Origin of the sequence: Streptomyces sp. BF23-19, from assembly GCF_041106355.1 — a bacterium.
In the GTDB taxonomy this organism is placed as follows: Bacteria; Actinomycetota; Actinomycetes; order Streptomycetales; family Streptomycetaceae; genus Streptomyces; species Streptomyces virginiae_A.
Genome location: NZ_JBGBPT010000142.1, coordinates 1 through 11,876 on the forward strand (window position 1 = coordinate 1; position 11,876 = coordinate 11,876).

The following is an 11,876-nucleotide window of genomic DNA, read 5'->3' on the forward strand; positions in this document are numbered from 1 at the left end:
CGAACTTGTCGGCGGTCGGGAACAGGGACCATCCCCGCAGGCGCGGGGTCGACTCCGCCAACCTGTTGGACAACTCCGATCCGGCCGGACCATCCCCGCAGGCGCGGGGTCGACTGTCCACAGGAACGGCACCGCCAGCCTCCCCGAGGACCATCCCCGCAGGCGCGGGGTCGACTAGCTGGGCGGCCGTGTCGGGGCTTCCGCCGAGGGACCATCCCCGCAGGCGCGGGGTCGACCCCCTACAGCGGCGGATCTCAACGGTTCCCCCCGGACCATCCCCGCAGGCGCGGGGTCGACGCGGCGCGCGCCGGCGCGGAGATAGCCCAGGACGGACCATCCCCGCAGGCGCGGGGTCGACGTCAGCGGACGACCCGTTGAGAGGAGGACCCGCGGACCATCCCCGCAGGCGCGGGGTCGACGGGCCGAAGTCGTAGAGGATCGCGCCGACGGCCGGACCATCCCCGCAGGCGCGGGGTCGACGTGCGCAGCATGGGCGCGTCGTCCATGGCCCACGGACCATCCCCGCAGGCGCGGGGTCGACCACATCGTGTCTGGATCGGGGGCCGGTTCGTACGGACCATCCCCGCAGGCGCGGGGTCGACACCGTGGCCCCGGACCCTACAGTCCGGGGCCACGGACCATCCCCGCAGGCGCGGGGTCGACTCGTCCACGGCGCTGGCGATCTCGTCGTCGAACGGACCATCCCCGCAGGCGCGGGGTCGACACTCTCTGAGCTGGTGTTCTATCGACCGAGGTCGCTGTTTTCGTCTAGTTGCTTTTGGGGTCGGGCTGAGAGGAGTAGCCCGTCAAAGTCGACGGGCTGCCAGCGGTCTCGGCCTGCGGTGCGGACGGCCCAACCCTGTTCGTTGGCGGCTGGTTCGATGAGGATGGCTTGGCCGTCGCCGATTCTGGTGGCTAGGAGTTCCCAGAGACGGTCCCGGATGCGGCGGCTGGGGTTGCCGACGAATACTCCTGCGCTGGCTTCGACCATCCAGCGCGTGAGGTGTCCTCGGAGGCCTTCCGGGGCTGCGATGAGGATGATGACGGTCATGCTGTGGGCTCGGCCTTGTTGATTTCGGGTCCGCTGACCGCGATGTGGTTGTCGGTCATTCCGTGTGTTGAAAGGTCCGCGTGGCCGGCGTAGTTGGTGCCGCCCGGGACGGCGCCGAGGTGTTCGTCCCACAGGAGGTTCGCTTCGGGGTCCTCGAAGTCCGTTCCTTCGGGGGTGAGGAGACTCTTGACGTCGGTGACGATGCGGCCGAGGAGTTTGTCGCGGGCGATGAGGTCTCGGAGCCCGAGTCTGGCGTCTCGCTCTTCCGTGAGGCCTTGAGCGGCGAGGTCGAAGGCGAGCGGGATGGTGTATTCGGCCTTGTAGAGGTCCGCGATGTCCAGGACGAAGGATGTGGCTTTGCCTGTGTGTACGAAGCCGAGTCCCGGGCTAGCCCCGAGTCCGATGATGACAGCGTGGCAGATGCCGTAGAGAGCGGCGTTGGCGGCCGACAGAAGGCGGTTGAGGTCGTCGCCGACCGCGAAGGGGTCGCCGGACTTGTACACGCGGCCGTTCCAGGTGACGCCGGTGCGGGCGGCCTGGGCGCGGTAAAACTTGCGGATACGGGTGCCTTCGCGGCCGCGGAGTTGCTGCATGGTGAGGGAGGAGACGTCCTCACCGGGGAAGCGCATGCCGTACATGGTGCGGGCGACGGCGAGGCGCTCCTTGGGGCGGGTGACGAGCCAGGCCTGGCGGTGGAGGAGGCCGGCGCCCCGGCTGGGGCCGAGGCCGGCCGCGTACATGCGGACACCTTGCTCGCCGACCCAGCACACGGTGGTGCCGGAGTCGGCGAGGAGGCGGATGGCGCCGTGGGTGACGCGTGTGCCGGGGCCGAGGAGCATGACGGCAACCATGGCTGCGGGGACGCGGACGGTTTGTCGTTTGTTGATGATGACGACGGCGTTCTCGTCGCGGTCCAGGTGGCTTCGCTCCACGTACACGCTGGAGACGCGGTCGACGAGGCGGTGGAGGTCCTGCGGGTCGGCCTTCCACCAGATGTCGGGCACGGGTGGTCATTGCCTTTCGGGGAGCGGGGCGAGGGTGAGCAGTCCGCATCCGTAGGCCTTGGAGGGGCCGATGCCGGTCAGGAGGTGTTCGGTGAGCAGGGCGGGGTCGGTGACGCGCAGGCGTCCTTCGAAGGTCACGGAGTTCATGACGACCTGGGCCTCCTTCGTGGTGGTCGGTCCTTTGCCGAAGGAGTGGCGTTGGCGGGTGGTGATGCGGATGTCGCGTGGGGGCTCGTCGTCGGCGTTGCGGGTTCCGTCCAGGTGGGGGGCGGTGGGGACGTCGAAGCCCCATCGTGCGGTGCGGGTGAGGAACCAGTGGAGTTGGGCGGCGGCGGTGCGGTGGCCGAGGCGGAAGCCGCGCTGTCGGCCGCCGGCGTCGATACGTGTCTGTTGCCGGGTGGTGGGTTTGTCGGGGCGGGTGGTGTTCTGGACGGGGTTGGCAGTGAGGCGGAAGGCGAAGCTGCGTCCTGGTGCCAGCTGCTGCAGGAGTGGGGTGTAGTCGCGTACGGCGTAGTGCTCGCCGTCGGCGGCGGGCCATCCTGCCTGTTCGACGAGGTGCGTCCAGTCCGGTTTGTCGGTGGTGAGGACGAACAGGTGGGGGCGGTGGGGGTTGTCCGGGTCGAGCCGCCACAGGGTGCGTGCCTGTTCGGGCAGGCCGGGGAGGCCGCCTTGGACGGCGGCGTGCATGGCACGTGGGCTGGAGAGGAGTATGCGACTTTCGGCGCGCAGGGGGTTGATGCGGATGCGGGAGAGGTAAGGCATGTCGGTCACCAGCCCAGGAGGGCGAAGGGGTCGTGGCCGCCGGTGTTCCGGGGGCGCGCGGGGTCGGGTGAGAGGCCGGTGGGGGCTTGGAGGTAGGTGTGCCGGGTGCGGCGGGTGGTGAAGGCCCGGCTCTTGGGGGCGAAGGAGAGGGGGACGTCGTCGCGGAGTTCGTCTCCTGCCGGATCGTCGAGGGTGGCCGGCAGGTCGATGTGGGGTGCGTCGCCGTTCTGACGGCCCCATCGCTTGCGTACGGCGGGGGCGGCCTGCCAGGGCTCCGCGCGCAGTGTGTCTTCGAGTGATCCGGTGCGCTGACCGAGGGACAGTGGTTGTGCGGGGGCGCAGGAGCGGCGGCCCATTGCGAGGGGGAAGGCGGGGTGGCGGACGGCATGTTCGAGTGTGGTGATGAGGCCTTCGGGGCCTTCCACTGCTGCCAGGAAGACGGCGTCCTGGAGGTAGAACCGCTGCGTGATGTGTGTGTGCTTGGCGGGTGAAGTGGGCTTCTGTTGGCCCTTGGCGGTGACGGCGGCGGAAAGGAGCGGCTGGCCGCGGTAGTCGCTCACAGTGTGGTAATCGCGCAGGATGCTGCCGGGCTGGTCGATGCGGATGCCCAGTGCGAGCCCGGCGAGGTCGTCCAGGGCCGCGTGGCGTGAGCGGCCGGCGGCTGCGGCGAGGAGGCCGACGATGCCGGATTTCGTGGGTTCGGGTCGAGTCTCGCGCCGGTTGAAGGTGCTGCGGTCCCCCCATGCCTGAAGTGGTCCGGCGAGTCGGAGGAGGAGGACGGAGCTGCGGTCGGGGGTGGTCACGCCTGGGCTCCCAGGGCGGTGGTGAGGCGTGCCCGCAGGGTGGAGCGCAGGTCGGCGAAGGTGACGGGGTCGCCGAAGGCTTGGGCGAGGGTTTCGGCGGTGTCCTTGGTGCGGGGCTCATGGGTGGTGAAGGTGTGGCTGGCTGCGTTGTAGAGCGGGGTGTCTCCCCATACCTGTGTGGCGGTGATGTGTTCCTCGGCGAGTCGGCGGGCGGAGTTGGCCTGGATGCCGGCCTCCGCCGCGACGGGCTCCTCGAAGGCGGAGACCAGGTTGACCGGCTGGTCGGTGCGTACGACGACTGCGACGAGGCTGGGCCGGGTCCGGTGGGCGAAGGAGTTCTGGTAGCCGGTGGGCGTGGACAGGGCGAAGCTGTCGACGAAGTGGTCGAGGGCGTCGAGGGCGGCTTCGGTGTCTCCGCCGAGGTTGTCGGTCAGCTGGGTGAATCCGACGGTGGCGTAACGGTAGAGGGTGGCGGAGTTGAAGCCGATGGTGCCGATCATCCCGGCGCCGGTTTCGTCTTTCTCGTTCTGGTCGTCGACGGCGGTGAAGTAGTCGAATTCGAGTTGCGTCTCGTGGGTGGAGAGCGCGTGGGCTACCTGTACGGCGGCGTCGACGTTGAGTTTGGGGATGTCGGCGACCATCCGGCCGAACAGGGCGACGCCCACGGGGTGTCCGGTGGTGAAGGTCTCTGCGACGGGTAGTTCCTTGATCTCCTCGGCCAGGGCTTTGTCTTCCAGGGCTGCCAGGTCTGCGGCGCGGTCGTTCACCAGTGTGGCGACGTCGTCGAGCTGGGCGTTGCCGTAGAAGAGGAGGTATGCGGTGTCTCCGGCCTTCTTGCCCTGGCTCAGGCCGAGCTGGGCGAGGAGTGCGGCAGCGATCCGTCGGGCGCCGTCGTGGTCCAGGCCGGTGTTGTCCTTGATCCGGGTGGCGAGTTCGTTGGTGATGCGCTTGGTCCGCGTGGCGCGCTCGGGCTCGGGGATCTGGGCGTCGAAGTGTCGGCGGGTGGCCCGCTTCCAGGCCTGGGAGGAGACGCGGGAGCGTCGGACTCCGCCGTAGACAGCTTCTTTGGGGTTTCCCTGGTCGTCCCGGTTGAGGTTGGCGGGCGGGACGGTCTGGACGACATGTGCATCGATGTAGAGGCGCTGGTTCATGGGATGGCTCCAGGTCGTAGGGCAGTGCGCGGCGGGCCTGCGGCCGGTGTGCGGCGGGATGGATGGTGTCTGCGCCGGGCGGGTGTTGGGCCGGTTGCGGTCAGCGGCCGGGTTGCGGAGATGCTGTCTTCTGGGTCCAGGCGTAGTAGTCCAGGCCCCAGCGGCGGCGTACGCGGGTGCGGGAGTCGGGCCGGTTCCAGTGGAGGACGTCGGAGGCCAGCTGGTTGTAGTCGATGGGCTGCTTGATGTCGCTGAGCTGGGTGACCAGGCCGCGCAGCCGGAGCTGGAGGGCGTGTGTCGATGTCGCGGAGAACGTCTGCTGGAATCGGGCGTCGACCGCCGCGTCGCTGGTGCGGTCGTGGCGCCGGAGCTCGAGCACGGCCCGGCCGAGGCTGACTCCGTCACGGTGCATCGGGCGGTCCTGGCTCTGCTGGTGCAGTCCGTAGAGGGCGAGTGCGATGTGCTCGGCCTCCTGTTGGGCCGAGACCTCTCCGCGACGTGCGGCGAAGTCGTCGACCGGGCAGGTGTAGAACGGGAACATCTCCAGCACGGTTCCGGCGGGGCGGCCGAGCCCTCTGCGCAGCACCGCGAGGTCTTCGCCGGGTGGGCGTTTCTCGGCAGTGGTGCCGGTCTTGCGGCGCCAGGTGCCGTCGGCCGAGATGTAGCGGTGCCAGATTCTCTGCTGTGTGTGGTCTTCTTCGGTCATGACCGTGTCCAGACGTGATGAGGTTCTGTGTCACAGGTGGGCATGCGGGGATGTGCTGGGGCGTGGTCGGATCGGTGCGGCCGGGCGTGGACGGCTCGTAGCGCGTCGACGGGCCTGTTGTGTGTCGTCTACCGGCTGTCGGGACGTGCGCTGTTGAGGCGAAGGGCGTCGGCCCGGTGGAGGATTTCCGCTCGGCGTCTGAGGAAGGAGGCCTCGGCCAGCGGGACGCGGTGCGTACGCTCGGGCTTCCCCTCTCCCTGGGAGGTGCTTCTGCCCGCATAGGCTCCGACGGGCACTGCTTGCAGGAGGCGGTCGGCGATCTCCCAGGTCCGGCGCCAGGCGAGTTGTTCCCATGCGAGCTGGCCGGCTTCGATGCGCTCCAGGTCCTCCAGCCCCCTCATTCCTGTCAGCATGCGTCGCACCAGCGGGTCCAGGGCGTGCAGGACGAGTTCGCCGGGGCGCTGTCCCTTGTCCCAGGGGATGGGTTCGGTGCCGAGCGCACGCCGCAGATCTGCCGAGAGATGGTTGACTGCCGTGGCCAGCTGTTCTGCCTGTTCGGCGACTTCGAGGAGGGCTGAGCGGACGTCGCTGTCGGTGTCGAGTGCGGCCAGCGGCAGGGGCAGGGCGTCGAACATCACGTCGTCGATGACGGCCGACTGGTTGCCGTACGCGATGCCGGAGAGTTCCACCCGCAGCGGGTAGGTCTCGCCGAGCTCGGGCATGAGGGCGCCTGCTTGGTCCAGGAGCTTGCTCGTGGCGAATCCGCTCGTCTTCTCTCCGGCGTCCCGGGACTGGCGCTCGGGTGCCAGGAGTGCGTCGAGCCCGCGCCAGGCGGCCTTGCCGGGCTGGAGACGTAGCGGGCGGCGGGGCGGGGTGGTGCCGTGTTTGTCCTTTGCCGAGGTACGGCCGCCGTTCGGCTCCAGGCGCCACATGGTGTGTGGTTCGGTCTCGGGGGTGTGCGGCATGCGGTCGCCGGCGGCGACCAGGACCCGGGTCACGCGCAGGCCTTCGTCTGTCGCTTCGGGGACGAGCCGGATCCGGCGGGACTGCCAGGTCCACAGGTCCAGGAGTCCCTCGGGCGCTCGTGTCTGCCACCGGGGGGTGCCGGCGGGACGCGGACCGGCGGGATCTCGTCTTTCCCACTGCGGCAGATCGCTCGACGTCGGTGGTGCACCGATCGGAATGTTCAGCAGCAGTGTCTCGAAGAGTGTTCTGCCAGCCAGCAGGGTGACACCGATCTGTCCGAGGGGCCCGGTCGGGTTTCCGGTGGTCTTTCCTGCCTTCGCCTGCGGGTCGCCCACCGCACCCGTTTTGATCGCCGCGGTGTCCCAGCACTGCGTGTGCAGCAGCCAGTGTGCTGCCTGCGCCGGGGTCAGCGAGAAGGGGTCGCCCTCCGTACGCGAGGCGAACAGGGGTACGTTGTTGCCGGTGGCCGCGGTCGCGACGATCAGCCCGGCGTTCTTCGTATCGCCCTTCGCGGTGGACAGCCCGGCGACCTGGGCGAAGGGCTGCACCGGGTCTAAGAGGTCGAACAGTCCGCGGTGCGCGTCCAGATACTCCTGGAGCTTGAGACGCTGCTCGGGCGACCATTGCCCTCGGGAGTACCAGTTCGTCCACTCGCGCTCATCGGCCGGGCGTCCCAAGGCGGCGACGACGACGGGGAGCAGGACCTGCCGTAACACGGCAGGTTTCTGTGTGGGGATCTCCACCACCAGGTCGCCGAACTCGTGTGCCTCCAGCAGCGCTGTACGCAAGGGGCGTTCCTGTGCCGGTTCTCCCGCGGTTGACGGTAAGAGCAGCCAGGGATCGTCCGTCAGGGAAAAGCCATGAGTCATCGGTACCCCTTGATGGAATCTCTTATGTTTGACGCTAGCAGCGGCATCCCGGGGCTCGGGTGCGTTCTCCACAAACGGCTGCGACAATCCGGTGGTTGGCCTCGCCGGCGAACCTTCGGGTCCGCACTGCGGGGATGGTCCCCTCTTCTGTTTGCATCACAGACCGGGGTTTCCTTAGTCCCCGCGTCAGCGGGGTTCCCAGCCGCCGGGTTCCGGCCCGGCGGCTCACCGGGTCTGTGGGGCAGCTGTCGATACGGCCGGCCGCGAGCGACCTCTATGCCTGCCGGAGCCCGAACTCTTCGTCATAGGACACGGTGAAGTCGCCCACGCGGGCTCTGCGTGATGCGTCGAGCACCAGAGCACGGCTCCGCCCCAGCCACGGGTGTCCGTGCCAGCCGGGCAAAGGGCGGAGTTCAAGCGCCGGTTGTGTGAGCCTGGACGGCAGCCGCACCGTCGAACCCAGTACCTCCTCCAGCACGTCCGGTGCCACGTCTCCGTTGACGGTCAAGGCGCGCCCGGCCAATGTGCGGAAGACGCCTTCGCCCTCGGCCCGGACCACGAGAACGACCTCGACCGATTCGTCGCCGTCACGCACCGCTGCCCGCAGCGAATCCTCGTCGCCGCCCGCGGTGGACCCGCCGTAGTGCAGACCCGCCAGTGTCCGCCGCTCGTGCTCACCGCGCGGGGTCAGAAGGAACTCACGCGCCGCTTCGGCGCGGGCACGGTCCCGGTCGCTCTGTTCCCGGGCGGCAGCCTCGCCGGCCTCCTGCCAGGCAGCAGGCAACAGGCAGGTATCCGTCCCGTACACGCTGCCCACCAGCCCGGGTACGTCCCCGGGAACCGACCACCCCTTGCCCGCACCGGGCAGTACGGCAGCGGTGCGCAACAGCAGGTGGCGCCCGTAGATCGCCTCGCTGGCGAACACGAAGGCCGGTTCACGGCCCTCGCACGGCTGGAAGCCGGTGACCAACACCTTGGGCGTGCGCAGCCGGCCCGGGCGCCAGGTGCCCTCGTGCCGGTGCAACCGTCCGATGCGTTGCAGCAGGAGGTCGACCGGGGCCAGATCCGTGACCAGCAGGTCTGCGTCGACGTCGAAGGACTGTTCGGCGAGCTGCGTCGCCACCACGATCAGCCGTCCGCCCCGGGGCCGCGGCGTCCGCGGACCCAACAGACGCAGACTCTCCTCCGTCAGATCGGCACGTCGAGCAACCGTGAAGCGGGCGTGCAGGAGACGCACCTCTGCAGGGCCGAAACGGTCGCGCAGCTCCTCGTAGACACTCTGCGCCCGCGCGACGGAGTTGCGGATGACGAGCGCGGTCCCCCCGTCGGCGAGTTCCTCAGCCAGCAGATCACCTACCGCAGAGTCCGCCTCGACCTGCAGCCGCTCTCGTACGTCACGCGTGGACCGTGCGCCCGGCACCGTCTCCGGCATCACGCGGACCGCCACCGGAAGGTCCTCGCGCCAGCTCTCCGTCGCGTCCACATGGAACTGCGCCTCCCCCGGACCGGCCGGCCAGGCGGCCGTGACGCTCGGATAGCCCTGCGGACGCGGAACGTGCGCCCGGAACTCCTCCCGCGAGACCGCACCGGCGAGGTAGGCCTCGAACAGCGCCTGCCGCTGAGCGGGGGCAAGAGTCGCGGAGAGAACGATCACGGGCACACCCGCCTGGCCCAGCCAACGCAGCGCCTCCGCCAGGAACTGGCTCATGTACACGTCACACGCGTGGACTTCGTCCAGCACCACGACCTTGCCCGCGAGCCCGGCCATCCGCAGCATCACATGCCGAGTACGGGTGGCCGCGTAGAGGAGCTGATCGACGGTCCCCACGACGAACGGTGCCAGGAGCCCGCGCTTGGGTCCGAGGAACCACTGTGCGGGGGCCTTCCGCTCCTCCTCGCCGCACCCTTCGTGCCGGACACCGTAGGGGTCCTCGTCCATCCCGAACTCGTCGACCCCCTGGAACGCCTCGTCCGCGGATGCTCCCGCATTCTCCAGCAGAGCCTTCCACTCACGGTTGAAGGCCCTCTTGCCGTGCAGCAGTACCACCCGGGACGCGAGGACCGGGTCGATCGCCTCCAGCCACCGCCGGGTGCGGGTGAACATGGGATCGCTGGTCGCCTGGGTCGGCATCCCCACGAAAACACCGTCCGCACCGAACCTGGCGGCCAGAACTTCCGCCGCCGCCTGAGCAGCCTCCGTCTTGCCCTCCCCCATGGGAGCCTCGATCACCATCAGCCCAGGACCGCCCATGGCACGCGCAGCACCGGCGACCATGGCCTGCGACGGCCGCGGCGAGCATCCGAACCGATCCTGGAAGACTTCGGTGGCTGGAGCGGTCAGGGTCCCCCAACCCCGCTGGAGTCCCAGTGCCGTCCAGGCCACGGCCGCCCGCCGGCGGGATGCGTCCAAACTCACCTGCCGCAGGTCGTCCATGCCGTGGAAGAAGCGTTCGTCGCTCGCGATCCAGTCCGCCATGACCACCAGACCGCTGAGCTGCAACTGCAGCGCCCTCGAGGGGACCAGCACAGGCTTCATCTCACCAAGGCGCCCGAGCCCCAGCTCCCGGGTGAACACATCCAGCACAGCTTGCTGAGCCTGGCGCCAGAGTCCCCTCCCCCTCAACTGCCCCTTGGCTGTCCTGGGCTCCTGAACATCGCGCAGTGACGGAAACGCGCCATGATGTCCGGCCACCAAAGGCCACACCCAGTCCACCTGCTCCGGATCCCATCCGGCCGAGGTCAACAGCTCCCGCGCCATCAGCCCACCCGCCCAGTCGTGACGCCAGCGCCTCTGGCTCCTCACCCCCGCCACAGCCGCCGACTCGACCCAGGACAGCCCCGACCGTCGCACCGCCTCCGCGCCCTCGGACCACAGGCGCTGATGCACCGGGGTCGCCTTCCCGCAGTCGTGGACCCCGCACAACCAGACGAACAGCGCGCGCCCGCGCTCCGGCCCACCGGCGATCGCGTCCAGGGCCGACCGCGTCGAACGAGCGAGGAAGCCGTCCCACAGCAACTCGGCAACCGCAGCAGTGTCCAGGAGGTGCGCCATCAGAAGGTTCGTCGTGCCCGCAGCCCGCTCACGCGACTTCCCCCACAACACCTCCAAGGCCTCCACGACACCGGGCTCGTACCGCTCGTGCAGCTGCTGTAAGTCCACCGGGCCTCCACGCTTCTCCGAAGAACCAGAGAGTAGAAGCCACCACTGACAACACGGCTCGACCAGCGCAATCCGAACCTCTCCCCAGGAGAAGGACGGCGTCCACCCACCGGGAAATACGACCTGCCGTGCCGCTCGGCATCCCCCGGGACGGGAATGGTGGCCGTGGGGCGGGCGGCCGCCGTTAAACCATCTCGGCGGCACGCGACCCGCTGCCACCCGCAGCCATGCGTACGGCCGGCACTTCCCTGGCCGGTGCTGCAGCACCGGCTGCAGGTGTGGGCGGGCCTGGGCAGCCGCCCAGGCCGCGATCGGCCCCGGCGTCACCCGGCACGGCGCCGACGTCGGCCGCTCGCTCGCCACCCAACGACGGAACTGGAGCCGACTCAACGACGGTCAGCGGTCAGCGGTCAGCGGTCAGCGGTCAGCGGTCCATCCTCACGGGGCGCGGCGTCGACGGACGCCCAACATCACGGCCGCGAGCGCTGCCGAACCATCCCCGCGGTCGCGGGATCGACCTGTCCCTGCTCGACGGCGCTCCGTCGGCGCTCGGATCATCCCCGCGGGCGCGGGGTCGACGGCTCCAGGGTGCGGACCCCAGGCCGAGATGCCGGACCATCCCCGCGGGCGCGGGGTCGACGTGCAGGGCGGGGTGGCGTCCGTCGTCGCGTTCGGACCATCCCTGCGGGCGCGGGGTCGACTGCCTGGAGGCCGGCATCCTTACGCAGCGGCACGGACCATCCCCGCGGGCGCGGAGTCGACGGCCTCTGAAGTCTCGCGCGGCTTGAATCCCGAGAACCATCCCCGCGGGCGGGTCGACCCTATGGGAAGGTCACTTGTCCATCACTCTTCGGGACCATCCCCGCGGGCGCGGGGTCGACGCGTCCACGCGCAGCCCCACCCGGGTTACCGGCGGACCATCCCCGCGGGCGCGGGGTCGACACCTGCCCGGCGTCCTCGCCCGGCTGCGGATCTGGACCATCCCCGCGGGCGCGGGGTCGACGTCACGACTCCGCACCACGGCCTACACCTGTACGGACCATCCCCGCGGGCACGGGGTCGACCCATGGCCGCACCGCCTGTCCAAGTGCCCGCACGGACCATCCCCGCAGGCGCGGGGTCGACTCGGGCGGCACCCACATGTCCTCGTCCGCCGACGGACCATCCCCGCAGGCGCGGGGTCGACGCCAGGTGCGCGATGCGTTCCACGCACTGCCCAGGACCATCCCCGCAGGCGCGGGGTCGACCTGCGGCCGGCCGTCAGGCCGCGTGACCCCCGCGGACCATCCCCGCAGGCGCGGGGTCGACATGGAGGCCGTACGTCCGCGAACCCGTCTGATCGGACCACCCCCGCAGGCGCGGGGTCGACTGGCCCCGCTCGGCCGGTGCCTCGGTGAACCCCGG

8 protein-coding genes and 1 CRISPR repeat array are annotated in these 11,876 nt (G+C 69.9%); all 8 genes read right to left on the reverse strand.

The features are described from left to right. Nucleotides 1–24: 24 nt before the first annotated feature. A CRISPR array of direct repeats spans nt 25–724; the repeat unit is 28 nt; unit sequence GGACCATCCCCGCAGGCGCGGGGTCGAC. Nucleotides 725–742: 18 nt separating this feature from the next. Beyond that, nucleotides 743–1,051: a type I-E CRISPR-associated endoribonuclease Cas2e gene (gene cas2e, locus AB8A24_RS41590; RefSeq protein ID WP_369479093.1), complete on the reverse strand. Its 309-nt coding sequence runs from the start codon at nt 1,049–1,051 to the stop codon at nt 743–745. Continuing rightward, on the reverse strand, nt 1,048–2,055 hold the full coding sequence (gene cas1e, locus AB8A24_RS41595) for a type I-E CRISPR-associated endonuclease Cas1e (protein WP_369479094.1): 1,008 nt from the start codon (nt 2,053–2,055) through the stop codon (nt 1,048–1,050). The genes cas2e and cas1e overlap by 4 nt, the downstream gene beginning before the upstream one ends. 6 nt (nt 2,056–2,061) lie before the next feature. Next, a complete protein-coding gene (gene cas6e, locus AB8A24_RS41600) occupies nt 2,062–2,817 on the reverse strand; it encodes a type I-E CRISPR-associated protein Cas6/Cse3/CasE (RefSeq protein WP_369479099.1) in 756 nt (251 codons plus the stop codon). A gap of 5 nt (nt 2,818–2,822) precedes the next feature. Further along, complete coding sequence (gene cas5e, locus AB8A24_RS41605; RefSeq protein ID WP_369479095.1) at nt 2,823–3,620, reverse strand: type I-E CRISPR-associated protein Cas5/CasD; 798 nt, start codon at nt 3,618–3,620, stop codon at nt 2,823–2,825. Then, the gene (gene cas7e / locus AB8A24_RS41610; RefSeq protein ID WP_369479096.1) at nt 3,617–4,771 is read right to left on the reverse strand and encodes a type I-E CRISPR-associated protein Cas7/Cse4/CasC; all 1,155 of its coding nucleotides are present in this window, start codon (nt 4,769–4,771) and stop codon (nt 3,617–3,619) included. Before cas7e ends, cas5e begins: the two co-directional genes overlap by 4 nt. A 100-nt stretch (nt 4,772–4,871) precedes the next feature. After that, nucleotides 4,872–5,477 (reverse strand): type I-E CRISPR-associated protein Cse2/CasB, encoded by a 606-nt coding sequence (gene casB, locus AB8A24_RS41615; protein WP_369479097.1) that lies wholly within the window; start codon nt 5,475–5,477, stop codon nt 4,872–4,874. A gap of 128 nt (nt 5,478–5,605) precedes the next feature. After that, a complete protein-coding gene (gene casA, locus AB8A24_RS41620; protein ID WP_369479098.1) occupies nt 5,606–7,312 on the reverse strand; it encodes a type I-E CRISPR-associated protein Cse1/CasA in 1,707 nt (568 codons plus the stop codon). A 274-nt stretch (nt 7,313–7,586) separates the two neighbouring features. Further along, entirely contained in the window at nt 7,587–10,364 is a 2,778-nt protein-coding gene (gene cas3 / locus AB8A24_RS41625; RefSeq protein ID WP_369479100.1) for a CRISPR-associated helicase Cas3', read from the reverse strand. Between the last annotated feature and the right edge of the window lie 1,512 nt (nt 10,365–11,876).